The 15,267-nt window shown below is 62.7% G+C and carries 17 protein-coding genes and 1 pseudogene; 15 read left to right on the top strand and 3 right to left on the bottom strand.

Annotated elements, in window-relative coordinates:
• From ACF8O7_RS24745 to ACF8O7_RS24710, 8 genes and pseudogenes are all read left to right on the top strand, one after another.
• Positions 1–891 (top strand): annotated as a pseudogene (locus ACF8O7_RS24745) (type VI secretion system tip protein VgrG); the annotation flags it as partial.
• An 8-nt stretch (positions 892–899) separates the two neighbouring features.
• Positions 900–1,988: a DUF2169 domain-containing protein gene (locus ACF8O7_RS24740; protein ID WP_126312092.1), complete on the top strand. Its 1,089-nt coding sequence runs from the start codon at positions 900–902 to the stop codon at positions 1,986–1,988.
• Positions 1,989–1,998: 10 nt separating this feature from the next.
• Positions 1,999–2,343: a PAAR-like domain-containing protein gene (locus ACF8O7_RS24735; protein WP_096916715.1), complete on the top strand. Its 345-nt coding sequence runs from the start codon at positions 1,999–2,001 to the stop codon at positions 2,341–2,343.
• A 9-nt stretch (positions 2,344–2,352) separates the two neighbouring features.
• Entirely contained in the window at positions 2,353–3,171 is an 819-nt protein-coding gene (locus tag ACF8O7_RS24730) for a hypothetical protein (protein WP_126312093.1), read from the top strand.
• Between the two features lie 3 nt (positions 3,172–3,174).
• Positions 3,175–3,423, top strand: coding sequence for a hypothetical protein (locus tag ACF8O7_RS24725; protein WP_126312094.1), 249 nt, complete (start codon positions 3,175–3,177; stop codon positions 3,421–3,423).
• Positions 3,424–3,583: 160 nt separating this feature from the next.
• On the top strand, positions 3,584–4,327 hold the full coding sequence (locus ACF8O7_RS24720) for a hypothetical protein (RefSeq protein WP_126312095.1): 744 nt from the start codon (positions 3,584–3,586) through the stop codon (positions 4,325–4,327).
• A gap of 43 nt (positions 4,328–4,370) precedes the next feature.
• Positions 4,371–4,775, top strand: a complete 405-nt coding sequence (locus tag ACF8O7_RS24715) for a hypothetical protein (RefSeq protein ID WP_126312096.1) — start codon at positions 4,371–4,373, stop codon at positions 4,773–4,775.
• A gap of 174 nt (positions 4,776–4,949) precedes the next feature.
• A complete protein-coding gene (locus ACF8O7_RS24710) occupies positions 4,950–5,351 on the top strand; it encodes a hypothetical protein (protein WP_126312097.1) in 402 nt (133 codons plus the stop codon).
• 19 nt (positions 5,352–5,370) lie between these two features.
• Here the strand turns inward: ACF8O7_RS24710 and ACF8O7_RS24705 are convergent, their stop codons facing one another.
• Entirely contained in the window at positions 5,371–6,117 is a 747-nt protein-coding gene (locus ACF8O7_RS24705) for an enolase (RefSeq protein WP_126312098.1), read from the bottom strand.
• Entirely contained in the window at positions 6,114–6,368 is a 255-nt protein-coding gene (locus ACF8O7_RS24700; RefSeq protein ID WP_074924115.1) for a hypothetical protein, read from the bottom strand. The genes ACF8O7_RS24705 and ACF8O7_RS24700 overlap by 4 nt, the downstream gene beginning before the upstream one ends.
• A gap of 180 nt (positions 6,369–6,548) precedes the next feature.
• On the opposite strand from ACF8O7_RS24700, the gene ACF8O7_RS24695 reads away from it, so the two are divergent.
• From ACF8O7_RS24695 to ACF8O7_RS24665, 7 genes are all read left to right on the top strand, one after another.
• On the top strand, positions 6,549–8,897 hold the full coding sequence (locus tag ACF8O7_RS24695) for a bifunctional salicylyl-CoA 5-hydroxylase/oxidoreductase (protein WP_126312099.1): 2,349 nt from the start codon (positions 6,549–6,551) through the stop codon (positions 8,895–8,897).
• 159 nt (positions 8,898–9,056) lie between these two features.
• Positions 9,057–9,860 (top strand): SDR family NAD(P)-dependent oxidoreductase, encoded by an 804-nt coding sequence (locus ACF8O7_RS24690; protein ID WP_046240937.1) that lies wholly within the window; start codon positions 9,057–9,059, stop codon positions 9,858–9,860.
• Positions 9,861–9,902: 42 nt separating this feature from the next.
• On the top strand, positions 9,903–10,760 hold the full coding sequence (locus ACF8O7_RS24685; protein ID WP_016450632.1) for an enoyl-CoA hydratase family protein: 858 nt from the start codon (positions 9,903–9,905) through the stop codon (positions 10,758–10,760).
• 1 nt (position 10,761) lies between these two features.
• Positions 10,762–11,931: an acyl-CoA dehydrogenase family protein gene (locus tag ACF8O7_RS24680; RefSeq protein WP_016450633.1), complete on the top strand. Its 1,170-nt coding sequence runs from the start codon at positions 10,762–10,764 to the stop codon at positions 11,929–11,931.
• Positions 11,932–11,972: 41 nt separating this feature from the next.
• On the top strand, positions 11,973–13,613 hold the full coding sequence (locus tag ACF8O7_RS24675; protein WP_392444499.1) for an AMP-binding protein: 1,641 nt from the start codon (positions 11,973–11,975) through the stop codon (positions 13,611–13,613).
• A 9-nt stretch (positions 13,614–13,622) separates the two neighbouring features.
• Positions 13,623–14,075 (top strand): thioesterase family protein, encoded by a 453-nt coding sequence (locus ACF8O7_RS24670; RefSeq protein WP_016450635.1) that lies wholly within the window; start codon positions 13,623–13,625, stop codon positions 14,073–14,075.
• 4 nt (positions 14,076–14,079) lie between these two features.
• A complete protein-coding gene (locus ACF8O7_RS24665; RefSeq protein WP_016450636.1) occupies positions 14,080–14,484 on the top strand; it encodes a RidA family protein in 405 nt (134 codons plus the stop codon).
• 66 nt (positions 14,485–14,550) lie between these two features.
• Here the strand turns inward: ACF8O7_RS24665 and ACF8O7_RS24660 are convergent, their stop codons facing one another.
• Positions 14,551–14,829, bottom strand: a complete 279-nt coding sequence (locus ACF8O7_RS24660; protein WP_016450637.1) for an H-NS family nucleoid-associated regulatory protein — start codon at positions 14,827–14,829, stop codon at positions 14,551–14,553.
• Positions 14,830–15,267 lie beyond the last annotated feature (438 nt).

Here is a 15,267-nt window from a genome sequence, read left to right as displayed (position 1 = left end):
TCGAGCAAGGGCGGTGCCGCAGGCGCGGGCATGAAGAACGGCCCGGGCGACGCCAACGCCATCCGCTTCGAGGACAAGGCCGGGCAAGAACAGCTGTGGCTGCATGCGCAAAAGGACCAGCTCACCGAAGTCGAGAACGACGAGGACAAATGGGTGGGCAACGACCGGCGCAAGACCATCGACCGGGACGAGACCAGCGTCATCCACCGCGACCGCACCGAGACCGTGGACCGCGACGAGACCATCACCGTGCACAACAACCGCACGGAGCGGGTGGACCACGACGAGAAGATCAGCATCGGGGACAACCGCAACGAGGATGTCGGCATCGACGAGAACATCTCCATCGGCAAGAACCGCAGCAAGACCGTTGGGGTGACTGAGACCGACTCCATTGGCAGCCAATGGAAGATCAGTGTCGGAAAAATAAAGACCGAAACCATCGGCCTGATGAATATGTACAACGTGGGCATAGGCAAGATGGAAAACATCGGCGTGGCTCGCATGACCAACATCGGCATGGCCTACAACCTCAATGTGGGCATGATGATGGTGACCACAGTGGGCATGAGCCAGAGCGCCACCATCGGCCAGAGCAAGGACACCAAGGTCGGCGGCAAGTACACGCTCACCGTTGGTGGTGGTGGGAGCGGCGGTGGCGGTGCAACGCCAGGCATGGCGATGAACATCGTGGGCTCCTCTGATTCCGGCGGCGCGGCGCAAGGCAGCGAGTCCAGCATCGCAATGCAGCCCGACAGCATCACGCTCAAGGTCGGTAAGAGCGTGCTGGAAATGAAAAGCGATGGCACGGTCAACCTCAACGGCAAGCTGATCACGCTCGACGGAAGCGAGCACGTGCAGGTCAGCTCCGAGCGGATTGACCTGAACTGAGTGCCGTCATGCAACTGCAGCAGGTGGATAACTACACGCCCTTCGAATGGTTCGCCTTCGAAAAAATGGGCCCGGGCAAGCGCATGTATGACGTGCTCATCGTCAAGGCAGCCTGCCAACTCGTGCAAGACAAGCGAGGCCTGTGCCTGGCGCCGGCTCCCCAAGGTGAGGTACCGCCCATTCACATGGCGGACCAGCCCCGTGAGTTCAGCCGCGATGCATACGCATCCTTGCAAAAAACGGGCGACGTGCTGCTGCACAAGATCGCCACCGACTTCCTGATCAGCGGAGCGGCACGACCCGCATCAGCTGGGGCCAGTAGCTGGGCAGCAGAAGTCACCATCAAGAGCCATGGCGCAACCCGCAAGCAAACCATGTTTCTGCATGGCGAGCGGCATTGGCAGTGGAGCCTGCTCAAGGGCTGGCATCTTAGTGCTCCCAAGCCTTGCGAACACGTGGAGCTGCGCTATGAGTTGGCCTACGGCGGCAGCTACCAGCAGGGAGATGGCTGGATCAGGCATGACCTCAACCCCGTAGGCCGAGGCCACCTTCCAGTGCACCGCATGGACAAGGAGGTGCACTATCCCGCCGCCCGGATAGAGCTCGCTGCCAATCCCCTGTCCGCTGTAGACAAATCCATTGCCATACCCGCATTGGGACCTATCGCCCGTACCTGGGGCAGCCGCAAACGTCATGCAGGAACCTATGACGAGAAGTGGAAAGAGGACCTGCGGCGCAACCAGACGGCGGACTACCCCGCCGACTTCAATCCCCGCTTCTTGCAGGCCGCCCATCCCGATTGGATCTTCGAGCCTTATTGGACAGGTCAGGAATCCATCCAGGTGCTGGGCCTGACCGCAGACAAGCCCCTGTACTGCGACCTTCCCGGCTGGAGCATCACCGCCAGCGGGCAAGGTTCGCAAGGTGCCTTTGCGCTCCAGCCCATGAATCTGGACACCGTCGAGCTGGATTTGGATGCGAGGCGCCTTTACATGACATGGCGCCTGACCATGAACCAGGCCATGCAGACGCAGCAGGTGCGGATTGACATGGCCGTTCAGGACACCGTCACGGCCAAAACGGCCCCGCGCAAATGAAAGGGCATCCATGGCTGACAAGCACATAGCCAATCGCGAGTCCCAATGGGTGGCCATCAACAGCGAGCCCGACTGGTGCGAGGTAGGAGATGACGTCATCCCCTTTGACATCAGCCGCACGCTCGACCACGAACTTGCCCTCTACGCCAAGACAGTCTTTGCCAGAGGGGTGCCGGTACTGATGCTGGACAGCATCGTCCAAGGCGTGGAGGGCGATGCTGGCAGCGGTGTGAGCTCCAGTGTTTCCGAAGGCGCGGGACATGTCTGGGTGAAGGAAGGCAGCCCCACTGTGTTTGCAGAAGGGCGTCCCGTCTCGCGGCATCTGGACCGGGTGTTCATGAACTGCAAGCGGTGAGGGCTTGGCATGGCTGATGAAACCGGTAAAAGTGATGTACTGAATCCCTATGGACTCAACCCGAACTCGGGCAAGCCTATGCCCTGGGCCAGAGAGTCCCTGGCGGTCAGCCTTGTGCCCAATGTGACCCAGGCCAGGCTGTACACCTGCTGGGCGCCCGGGCATGAGCCTGACTGGGCCAAACCCAGGCAGCCCGAGATGAGGGCGTGGGATCCTGCAGAGGACGAGCGGCGACGCACAGCGGCCAACAATTTGGGCATCCTGTTTTTAGGGCCTGTGTTTGGCGCACCTGCTGCGCTGGCCAGGATGGCTGGTGCGCCCGAGCCTGTTGTGGAGAGCATGGGGCAGGTGGGGTTGGATTTGGCGGGCGTTGCTGGTGTGCCTGCTGCACGTGGCGGGGTGATTAGGACGAGGCCTTTTCCAAATGTGCCGTCGGTGTCAACGAAAGGAGTTCCCCGCCCGCGCTATGAATTTGGCGTTGTTATAAAAAAACAAGCAACACAATTAGATTGGAATGCGGTAGTTCCAAAAAAGGGAAAATACAAAGGGGAGAAAAGAGAGGACCATGTCCGACGTCACAACAAAAATGATTTAACAAAAGAAAAGCATGGCGTATTTAATGAGGATGGTGTTAAATTGGCAGACGAAGCATGGCAGTTGGCTGATAAGTCTGGGCTTAAGCCTGATGCAAATGGGCAATTGTCCGTTCCAATGGGAAGAGTTGTTGGTCACGAAGGTGGTTCCTTAGGAACAGGGGCGCCGTTAAACAGTATTAGAATATCGGTTCGACCAGGAACAAATGAATTAATAACGGCATATCCGGAGTGAATTATGAAAATATTCGAAACCATTGAATGTCCAAATTGCAGGCAAGATAAATTAATTATCTCGAAAAATACAGATACGGGAAAACTTTATTTGTATTGTAGTGAATGCTTTGCTGCGTGGAATTCAATTGAAGAAGTTGCTGAAAAAAATCGCATGTTTATTGATCTAGATGGGAATTCAGAAGACCCTAGCTATGAAGAAATATTGGCTAATGGATGGGATTTATTTGTGTCTAGAATAATTGAGGTTTAATTTTCTGAAAATAGCCATTAAGGTTAATATGTTTATTCCGATTAAAAATCCAATTATCATTGACTATGACATGGTTTTTGGTTGTTGGTTAAATAGTATTTGATAAATATTATTGCTTTCTATCTTCTCTAGTTCATAATCCAATGAAAACGGCAATCTTATGAATGGAAGAATCTCTGACTTACCAAAAGCTCTCACCGAGCAGCTTGGTACCCAGAGTCGCCTGGAATGGCTGCTCCTCCTGCCTGATTTGGAAAATGTTCCTTCAGATGTTATTTTTCAACACCTGAGCGAAAGTATTTATCATTTCAGTTCTGCAGAAAATGGATTGACACTTGCCGTGCAATGTCTGAATCCAACGGCTACTGAAGAGAGTTTGAAATGGGGGCTGCAGAGTTTTACTTTGGATGCATATTCCTGGCAGGGCCCTTGGTTTCAAAACACCAAGCCTAGAGACATTGAACCAGAGAGCTTGATGCAGTTGTTGAGTCCTTCTCCCGACGAAGTGATGCATATGCACCCCATGCTGTGCTTCCCCATCGAAGGAAAGGGAGGGCAGACATGGGGTGTAGTGGCCACCTTCGATCAACAAAACAGGCTGAGTACTTTCAGCCTGGTGCATTCTGGAGAATGGCGGGAAGCGGCGCCTATTCCGCAACCTGAGCAAGCCAGTGCAGTGCCTGTTGAAACGCCTACACGCAGATCATTGACTTGCCGCTCTGGAGCAAGAACACCCGAATCCGGCATCTGGGAGGGGCGACTGCCTTCTGACCATCCCCGAGCCCACATACTGGCAGATGCGCCGCACAGGTTTGTCTACAAACGCGCAGGTGATGCGATGGGGATATTAGGTCTTGCACCGTTTGATGAAGCAACGGTGGTTTGGACTTGGCTACGAGCCTAGTGCTACTCACAATCGACAGGGAGCAGGACAGGATGATATTGAGATGCCTCGCTTGAAATATCCTGAAATGAGGATGGAGCTGCTAGGATATCTGAGGAAATTCAAGGATTTGAATTATCAAATGAAAGTCTGGGTGAATCATGATTTCCCTGCAGACGTTCAATACGACCATCTTGATTGGGCCATACATTTTATTTTTGACGATACGGATCTTGGCAGTGATGCTCGTATGGCGATCGGTGAAATTCTTCTCGATGGGCAGGAGGCAGCACTGATGGGGCAATTGGTGGATGCCATCAATGCCGTCTTTGAGGCGTACGGCACGGACATGCCGGACAGCTTCTACATGCAAGTTGGCGAATGGACGAGGGTGGTGGCCTGTGCCGAAAGGGCGTTCGATTGTCTGGAGGAGAGCAACGCCGCTGGCTGCCCCGAGCCGCTGGATTGACACTGGCATGCCTGCCAGCCGACTAGCCGGGGCAAGGCCATGGCTGATCGTGATGTCCAGTCGATGGTGAAGAGTACCGTAGCGTTGCCAGGTTCGTGGAACAACAAGATGTTTTCCACTGGTAGCCCGCCCCCAAACCTGCCGGACAATCCATGGAAACCAAGGCACCGTTCCATGACAACTTCAATCCCCCTTCCCGAACCCGAATTGAGAGCCTTCGCCGCAGCGGCGGCCGAGCAGCAGCGATGCACGGACTGCGCTGTGCTGTGGAGGTCGGGCTGGGAGTCCTTGTCGGGGGCGGACAAGACTTCGCATCTGCAGCAGGTTGGTGCGCTGGGCACGCCGGAGACACGGGAATTGCTTGATGAATACCACCCACAGGGCACGAACCAGTGGTCGCCGGATGCTCCCATCGCCCTGGGCTGGCACCCGTACAACCGCTGCACGCTCTGGCGCTGCCACCATTGCAATGCCGCCTTTCTGCGCTACACGGAGTACGGCGGCTACTACCAGGACGATCGCATCCGCCCGCTGCTGGCGCATCTGATCGTCACGCCCGAGCAGGGCCGCGTCTGAGCGGCGCTGCTCGGCCGGCTCAGGTCCAGTCGAAGGTGAACAGCGCCGTGCGGCTTTCCGGCTCGTAGAACAGCAGGATGCTGTCCGCGCCCGTGGCGCACCAGTTGTAGCCGGCCACGTTGGCCACGTGGAAGAAGGGCTTGCCGTCGCGCGTGATGCGGATGCCGTCGTCTTCAAGTTCATCGCCCATGCCGGCGTTCTCCGCCTTGTCCAGCTGAAAGGCCGGGGGAATGGGCGGGTGGCTGGTCCAGTTGCCGTACCAGATGCCGCCGCCCAGGCTGTCCAGGTAGTCCTGCTCCACGGGCTCGCCCTTGCCGTAGCGCGAGTAGCTGGCCAGGCGGCCGTGCTCGGCGTAGTAGGCACTGGCCTTGGCGTGGCTGGCCAGCATTTCGTCGGTGTGCTCGCAGGCGTAGGCGTCTTTGGTGAACTGGCCGCCATGCTGCGGCGCGCGCTGGAAGAAGCCTTCGTTGCCCAGGAAGCGGTAGCGGTTGTCGGGCGTCAGTTCCAGCGCAAACCAGTTGGGGGCGGTGAAGGCGTTGTGGTGGGCTTCGGTCTCATCGCCTATGCAGCCCTCGAAGGGCTCGACGGGGCACAGCATGTGGACCACGGTGCCGGCCAGTTCGGGCCGCACCAGGCCCAGGTCGATGGAGATCAGCGGCAGCAGGTGCTCGGCCAGCCAGGGCTGGTCGGCCACAAAGATGTCGGCGGCGGCGGGAAAGGGGGTGAGGCCCGGCTTCAGTTCGCGGACTTCGGTTTGCTGGGTCAAGAGGGACTCCTGGGTGAGGGGATGGTGGTGCCGGGGGTGATCTCGAAGATGTCCTGGTCCGATGCGGCTGCGCTCTCGTGATAGATGTCGTACAGGTACTGGGCCAGTTCGGCGTGGGTCACGTCGGCGGGGATGGCCAGCAGGGCAGGGGCACGCTTGCCGTCCTCGCCCACGTTGAAGCAGCGCCAGTGGGCGTCTGCCCGTTCGATGGCGATGATGCGGCCAAAGACATTGAAGCGGTATTTTTCCAAGCGGGTGTCTCCTGGTGAGCGGGCATCGTAACGGGAGCCGGTGGCATATCCGTGTTCTCCCCATGTCCGTGGTGGCGGTTTGTCCATATATTTCAAACCTAAACTATTCAGGCCTAAAGTGATTGGGCACTGTTGCTGAACCTGGGGCGCCTGCCGCCCGTCGAGAAAAGGGTTTGCGGTATGAAGATCGTCTGTATCGGTGGAGGTCCCGCCGGCCTGTACTTCGGCCTGCTGATGAAGCTGCAGGACCCCGCCAACGAGGTCACGGTGGTGGAGCGCAACCGGCCCTACGACACCTTTGGCTGGGGCGTGGTGTTCTCGGACGCCACCATGGACAACCTGCGCGAGGCCGATCCGGTGTCGGCCCGCACGATTGGTGACGCCTTCAACCACTGGGACGATATCGACATCCACTTCAAGGGACGGAGCCTGCGCAGCAGCGGCCATGGCTTCATCGGCATAGGCCGCAAGAAGCTGCTCAACATCCTGCAGGCGCGCTGCGAGGACGTGGGCGTGAAGCTGGTGTTCGAGAACTTCGTGCAGGACGACCAGGCGATGGCGCGCGAGTACGACGCCGACCTGGTCATCGCCTCGGACGGCATCAACAGCCAGGTGCGCACGCGCTATGCCGATACCTTTCGGCCCGATATCGACCAGCGCCGCTGCCGCTTCGTGTGGCTGGGCACGACCAAGGTGTTCGATGCCTTCACCTTCGCCTTCGTGCAGACCGAGCACGGCTGGTTCCAGGCCCATGCCTACCGCTATGAAGACGGCATGTCCACCTTCATCGTGGAGACGCCCGAGGAGACCTGGCAGGCCGCCGGCATAGAGCAGATGAGCCAGCAAGAGGGCATTGCCTATTGCGAAAAACTGTTCGCCCCCTGGCTGGACGGCCATGCCCTGGTCAGCAATGCCACGCACCTGCGCGGCTCGGCCATCTGGATCCGCTTTCCGCGCGTGATCTGCAATACCTGGGTGCACTGGAATGCGCTGGACACGCCGCGCGGCCCGCGCAGCGTGCCCGTGGTGCTGATGGGCGATGCGGCGCACACAGCGCATTTCTCGATTGGCTCGGGCACCAAGCTGGCGCTGGAGGATGCGATCGAGCTGGCACGCAGCCTGCGGTCTGCGGGGGGCATCGAGGCCGGCCTGCGCCACTACGAGGAGGTGCGCAGCGTGGAGGTGCTCAAGATCCAGAACGCGGCGCGCAATTCCACGGAATGGTTCGAGAACGTGGAGCGCTATGCGGGCCTGGAGCCGGAGCAGTTCGCCTATTCGCTGCTGACGCGCTCGCAGCGCATCTCGCACGAGAACCTGCGCCTGCGCGATGCCGCCTGGCTGCAGGGCTTCGAGCGCTGGATTGCCGAGCATGCGGGCGAGACCGTGCCCGAAGGCCGCCGCCCGCCCATGCCCATGCTCACGCCCTACCAGGCGCGCGGCCTGCGGCTGAAGAACCGCATCGTGGTCTCGCCCATGGCCATGTATTCCTGCACCGACGGCGTGCCTGGCGACTTCCACCTGGTGCACCTGGGCGCGCGCGCCATGGGCGGCGCGGGCCTGGTGATGGTGGAGATGACCTGCACCTCGCCCGACGCGCGCATCACGCCCGGCTGCCCCGGGCTGTGGAACGACGAGCAGGCGCAGGCCTTTGGGCGCATCGTTGATTTTGTGCACGCGCAGGGCGGGGCGCACATTGGTATGCAACTGGGGCATGCGGGCCGCAAGGGTTCCACCCAACTGGGCTGGCAGCAGATCGACCATCCGCTGGAGCAGGGCAACTGGCCGCTGCTGTCGGCGTCGGCACTGCCGTACTTGGAGGGGCTCTCGCAAGTGCCCCGCGCCATGACCCGCGCCGACATGGACCGCGTGCGCGAGGACTTCGTGGCCGCCACGCGGCGCGCCGCGGCAGCGGGATTCGACTGGCTGGAGCTGCACTGCGCCCACGGCTATCTGCTGTCCAGCTTCATCTCGCCGCTGACCAACCGGCGCGACGACGAATACGGCGGCAGCCTGGACAACCGCCTGCGCTTTCCGCTGGAGGTGTTCAAGTCGGTGCGTGCAGCCTGGCCGCAGGACCGGCCCATGTCGGTGCGCATCTCGGCCCATGACTGGGTGGAGGGCGGCATCACGCCCGACGATGCGGTGGAGATCGCACGCCGCTTCAAGGCGGCGGGCGCCGACATGATCGACTGCTCCTCGGGCCAGGTCAGCCCCGACCAGAAGCCGGTGTACGGCCGCATGTACCAGACGCCGTTTGCCGACCGCGTGCGCAACGAGGCCGGCATACCGACCATTGCCGTGGGCGCCATCTTCGAGGCCGACCATGCCAACGCCATCATCGCCTCGGGCCGGGCCGACCTGTGCGCGCTGGCGCGTCCGCACCTGGCCGATGCCGCCTGGACGCTGCGCGAGGCCGCACGCCTGGGCGCCCACGATGTGGACTGGCCGCCGCAGTACCAGCCCGGCAAGCGCCAGTTGGAAACCAACTTCGAACGCGCCGCCGCCATGGCGCAGTTGGACGCGAAATGAAACTACACCCCCTGAGTCGCTTCGCGCCTTCCCCCTCTCTCGCTTCGCGGGAGGGGGACGACACCGTCGGTGCGGGGCGGCCCTTCCTCGGCGTCCCTCGCTGTGTGGCGCGCCGGTTTCATAGGTTGCGGGTGGCTCGCATCGCCACGGGTGATTGAAATGACCATATCTTTGAATCTTCTTGAAGGGCGCCATGCCCTGGTGACGGGCGGGGCGCGCGGCATAGGCCTGGCCTGCGCGCGGGCGCTGCTGGCGCGCGGCGCGCGGGTCACGCTGCTGGGACGCGATGGTGCAGCGCTGGAGGCTGCCGTGCGCGAGCTGGGCGGCACGGCACCGGCAGCACAGATGGTGCAGTCCGTGCAGGCGGATATTGCCGACGAGGCCTCGGTGCGCCAGGCCTTCGCGCAGGCCGAGGCGGCCTTCGGCCCCGTGCAGGTGCTGGTCAACAACGCAGGCCAGGCCAGCAGCCAGAAGTTCGAGCGCACCGATGCCGCACTGTGGCAGGCGATGCTGGCCGTCAATCTCACAGGCACCTTCCACTGCATGCAGGCCGCGCTGCCGGGCATGCTGGCTGCGCGCTGGGGCCGCATCATCAATGTGGCCAGCACGGCGGGGCTGATCGGCTATGCCTATGTCAGCGCCTATTGCGCGGCCAAGCATGGCGTGATCGGCCTCACGCGCTCGCTGGCGCTGGAGACCGCAGGCAAGGGCGTGACGGTGAACGCCGTCTGCCCCGGCTACACCGAGACCGACATCGTGCGCGGCGCCGTGGCCAACATCGTGGACAAGACCGGCATGACGGCGGATGAGGCCCGCGCCAGGCTGGCCGAACGCAACCCGCAGGGCCGCCTGGTCCAGCCCGAGGAAGTGGCCGAGACCGTGGCCTGGCTGGCCCTGCCGGCGTCCGCCTCGGTCAACGGCCAGTCCATTGCCGTCGATGGCGGCGAGGTGATGACCGGCTGAACCCGGTCCACCCCCGTTTTCTGAATTCTTGATGGAGACACCATGAGCACCCAGCCCGAAGAACACAGCATGAAGCACCACAAGCGCCCCCTGGCCGGCTACGAGGCCAGGACCTTTGTGTGGCAGGTATCGGCCGACGGCAAGATCGGCACCATCACCCTGAACCGGCCCGAGCGCAAGAACCCGCTGACCTTCGGCTCCTATGCCGAGCTGCGAGACCTGTTCCGCGCCCTGGTCTATGCCACCGACATCAAGGCCGTGGTGGTCACGGGCGCGGGCGGCAATTTCTGCTCGGGCGGCGATGTGCACGAGATCATCGGCCCGCTCACCAAGATGAGCATGCCCGAGCTGCTGGACTTCACGCGCATGACGGGCGACCTGATCAAGGCCATGCGCGCCTGCCCGCAGCCCATCGTGGCGGCCGTGGACGGCATCTGCGCGGGCGCGGGCGCCATGGTCGCGCTGGCGGCCGACATGCGCCTGGGCACGCCCGCGGCGCGCACGGCGTTTCTCTTCACCCGCGTAGGCCTGGCCGGTGCCGACATGGGCGCCTGCACGCTGCTGCCGCGCATGATCGGCCAGGGCCGCGCCTCCGAGCTGCTGTACACGGGCCGCGCCATGACGGCCGAGGAGGGCGCTGCCTGGGGCTTCTTCAATGCATTGCACAGCCCCGAGCAGATCGGCGAAGCCGCCCACGCGCTGGCCGCCCAGCTGGCCGCCGGCCCCACCTTTGCCCATGGCGTGACCAAGAAGCTGCTGCACCAGGAATGGAACATGGGCGTGGACGAGGCCATCGAGGCCGAAGCCGAGGCTCAGGCCATCTGCATGCAGACGCGCGACTTCCACCGCGCCTACGAGGCCTTCGTGGCCAAGCAAAAGCCCGTCTTTGAAGGAAACTGAAATGCGTGATTCCTCCTGGCTGGACTGGCCTTTCTTCGACGACGCCCATCGCACGCTGGCGCATGAGGCCGATGCCTGGTGCGCCCAATCCCTGGGCGATGTGGACCACCACGATGCCGATGCAGCCTGCCGCCAACTGGTGAAGGCCCTGGGCCAGGCCGGCTGGCTGCGCTATGCCGTGCCGTCCGGCCCCGGCGGCGCCTGGGGCGGGGCCTTGCCCGAGGTGGACTCGCGTGCGGTCTGCATCCTGCGCGAGACCCTGGCCCGCCATGAAGGCCTGGCCGACTTCGCCTTTGCCATGCAGGGCCTGGGCAGCGGTGCGATATCGCTCATGGGGTCGGAAGCGCTGCGCCAGCGCTACCTGCCGCGCGTGGCGCGTGGCGAGGCCATTGCGGCCTTTGCGCTGTCCGAGCCCGATGCCGGCTCCGACGTGGCCGCCATGGCCTGCGAGGCGCGGCTCGAAGGCGACCACTATGTGCTCAATGGCGCCAAGACCTGGATCTCCAACGGCGGCATTGCCGACTTCTACTGCGTGTTCGCCCGCACGGGCGAGGCGCCGGGGGCGCGCGGCATCAGCGCCTTCGTGGTCGATGCGGACACGCCGGGTTTCTCCATTGGCGAGCGCATCGAACTGATCGCGCCGCACCCGCTGGCCACCATCCGTTTCGACAACTGCCGCATACCCGTGTCGCAGCGGCTGGGCGAGCCGGGGCAGGGCTTCAAGCTGGCCATGATGACGCTGGACATCTTCCGCGCCTCGGTGGCCGCCGCCGCACTGGGCTTTGCGCGCCGCGCGCTGGACGAAGGCCTGGCACGCGCCAAGTCACGCCGCATGTTCGGCCAGACCCTGGGCGACCTGCAGCTGACCCAGGCCGCGCTGGGTGACATGGACACGGCCATCGACGCATCGGCCCTGCTGACCTACCGGGCCGCCTGGATGCGCGATGTGAAGAAGACGCGCACCACGCGCGAGGCGGCCATGGCCAAGATGACGGCCACTGAATCGGCCCAGGCCGTGATCGACCGTGCGCTGCAGATGTTCGGCGGGGCGGGCGTGGTCTCGGGCATGCCGGTGGAGACGCTGTACCGCGAGATCCGCGCGCTGCGCATCTACGAGGGCGCGACCGAGGTGCAGAAACTCATCATCGCGCGCGAGCTGCTCAAGGCCTGAGCGGCAGGCTGCCCATTCAACGCAAAGCCAGGGAACATCGCATGCAAGCCTCCGCCCACATCGATACTTTCGCCCGGGACCATCTGCCGCCGCCCGACCAATGGCCCGAGTTCCTGCTCGACGGGCCGGACGTGGCCTATCCCGAACGCCTGAACTGCGCGGCCGAACTGGTCGATGCCATGGTGGCGCGCGGCCAGGGCGGGCGCGTTGCCCTGCGCTGGAGGCAGGGCGCGGACCAGGCCGCCATGACCTATGCCGAACTGCAGGCGCTGACCAACCGCATCGCCCATGTGCTGGTGGAAGACCTGCAGCTGGTGCCCGGCAACCGGCTGCTGCTGCGCGGCCCCAACAACGCCATGATGGCCGCTTCCTGGCTGGCCGCCATCAAGGCCGGGCTGGTGACGGTGCCCACCATGCCGCTGCTGCGTGCCAAGGAGCTGCAGCAGATCATCGCCAAGGCCCGGGTGCAGGCCGTGCTGTGCGATGTGCGCCTCAAGGACGAGGTGCAGCTGTGCCTGCAGCCCGGCCATGAACACCATTGCCCGGACCTCTCGCGCGTGCTGTATTTCAACGACGGCGCAGCCGATGCGTTGGACGCCCTGGCCGCAGCCAAGCCCGACACCTTCGCCTGCTGCGATACATCGGCGGACGATGTCTGCCTGATCGCCTTCACCAGCGGCACCACGGGCGCGCCCAAGGGCTGCATGCATTTCCACCGCGACGTGCTGGCCATGTGCGACCTGTTCCCGCGCCATGTGATCCGGCCGGGCCCGGACGACATCTTCTGCGGCACGCCGCCGCTGGCCTTCACCTTTGGCCTGGGCGGGCTGCTGTGCTTTCCGCTGCGCGTGGGCGCCAGCACCGTGCTGGCCGAAAAGCTCACGCCCGAAGGGCTGCTGCAGCTGGTGCAGGATTTCCGCGCCACCATCGTCTTCACCGCACCCACCTTCTACCGGCAGATGGCGGCGCAGGCAGCGCGCTTCGACCTGTCGTCACTCAGGAAAAGCGTCTCGGCCGGCGAGGCCCTGCCGGACGCCACGCGCCAGCTGTGGAAGCAGGCCACGGGCATCGAGATGATCGACGGCATCGGCGGCACCGAACTGATCCACGTCTTTGTCTCCAGCCCGCCCGAGGAGGTGCGCGCGGGCGCCATCGGCAAGGTCGTGCCCGGCTATGTGGCCCAGGTGGTGGATGACGACATGCAGCCCGTGCCCGACGGCACGCCCGGCCGCCTGGCCATCAAGGGGCCGACCGGCTGCCGGTATCTTGCCGACGAGCGCCAGAAGCGCTTTGTGCAAAACGGCTGGAACCTGCCCGGCGACACCTTTGTGCGCGACGCCGACGGCTATCTGTTCTACCAGGCGCGCAATGACGACATGATCATCTCGGCCGGCTACAACATCGCCGGCCCCGAGGTGGAGGACGCACTGCTGCGCCACGAGGCCGTGGCCGAATGCGGCGTGATCGGCGCACCCGACGACGAGCGCGGCCAGGTGGTCAAGGCCTTTGTGGTGCTCAAGCCCGGCTTTGCGGCCGGCGACGACATGGCGGCCACGCTGCAGGCCTTCGTCAAGGCCAGCATTGCGCCCTACAAGTACCCGCGCGCCATTGTCTTCGTGCCGGCCCTGCCGCGCACCGAGACCGGCAAGCTGCAGCGCTTCGTGCTGCGCAAGATGCCGTGAGCGCGCGCCATGGCCTCCGCCTTCGTCAGCCAGGTGCAGGTGCTGTTTCGCCATTGCGATCCGGCCGGCATCGTCTTTTACCCGCGCTATTTCGAAATGGTCAACGACTTGGTCGAGGAATGGTTCGACAGGGGAATGGGCCTGCCATTCCACACCCTGCATGTACAGCGCCAGGTGGGCACGCCCACGGTGTCGGTGCAATGCGATTTCACGGCGCCCAGCCGCTGGCACGACACGCTGCGCCAGGTATTGGAGGTGCGCCGCATCGGCGGGGCGTCGTTCCAGTTCGATGTGCGTTTCGAGGGGCCGGACGGCCAGCGCCGGCTGTCTGCGCGCATGACCATCGTCACCATGGATTTGCGCAGCATGAAGGCCACGCCACTGCCGGCCGATCTGCGCGAGCGCCTGCAGGCCTATCTGGTGCCGCAGGACGGTTTTACGGATTCAACGAGAACAGGATGAAGCAATGAAGACTCTGCAACCCCCGGACTGGCTGGCGCCCCGAGGCTATGCCAATGGCATCCTCACCGAAATGACGGTCGGCTCCCGGCTGGTGTTCGTCGGCGGGCAGATTGGCTGGAACGGCCAGCAGCAATTCGAGACGGACGACTTTGCCGGACAGGTGCGGCAGGCGCTGGCCAATATCGTCGCCATCCTCGCCGAAGGCGGCGCCAGGCCCGAGCACATCGTGCGCATGACCTGGTATGTGACCGACAAGCAGGAATACGTGGCGGCCTATCCGGCCATTGGAAAGCACTACCGCGAACTGATCGGGCGGCATTTCCCCGCCATGACGGCGGTGGAGGTGGCGGATCTGGTGGAAGACCGGGCCAAGGTGGAGATCGAGGTCACGGCGGTGGTGCCTGCATGACGCACCTCTGAGCATGTGCCCGCGCATGTGCGCCGCCGTGCGGGCGGGCCCATGCGCGGCAGGGACTCACTTGATTTCGAACAGGGTGCGGTCCTTGCCCAGGATCCAGTTCGGCGGCTTGCCGCGGCCGGTCCAGGTCTTGCCGGACTCGGGGTCCTGGTACTTGGCGGGGGCGCTCTTCTTGCCATCGGGCTTCCAGGGGAAGACCTGCTGTGCCGTGAAGCCAAACTCCCGGACCAGTTCCTGCACCGATGCCAGAGCCGCTTTGGACTCCAGCTTGCGGGCCTCGTCGATTTGCTGGTCGAGCAGTTTTTTCTGGGCAATCAGCTCTTGGTATGTAGTCATCTTGATAGAAGAATTTCTAAGTGCGGCTATTTGTCGAAAACTGCGCAGCAAGAACAACGACCCGGAACTCTTTACGCAATGGTCAAGGTTGGTGCATGTGCAGTGGGGGATGAAGATATCACCGTAAGTATAAATACTGATGATGTGAGCGTTCTATGGGGTGTAGACAGCTTCTTCTCATGCCTGGGCATATTCCGAGGCGATCCGCATTATATCCAGCAGCATCTTGATAACCTCCACTTTACAAAAGCTGTTGCGTCTTTGTTACATTTGCAGAGCATTGTGGTTGGCGCTTCCTCCTCTGGAGAGGGCGTGCTGGCATGCTTTTCCTGGGCAGCCGCGACGAGGTGATCGTACAAGTTCCCATTTCAGAACCGGTTGCGGGTGTTGATTTTGTTTCATCAATCGATTTTATTTATCGATTTATAAAATAAATTA

It is taken from the genome of Delftia sp. WSY_16 (assembly GCF_043104415.1).
In the GTDB taxonomy this organism is placed as follows: Bacteria; Pseudomonadota; Gammaproteobacteria; order Burkholderiales; family Burkholderiaceae_C; genus Comamonas; species Comamonas tsuruhatensis.
The sequence above is the reverse complement of the archived record's forward strand: the minus strand, read 5'-3'. Positions and strand labels throughout refer to the sequence as shown.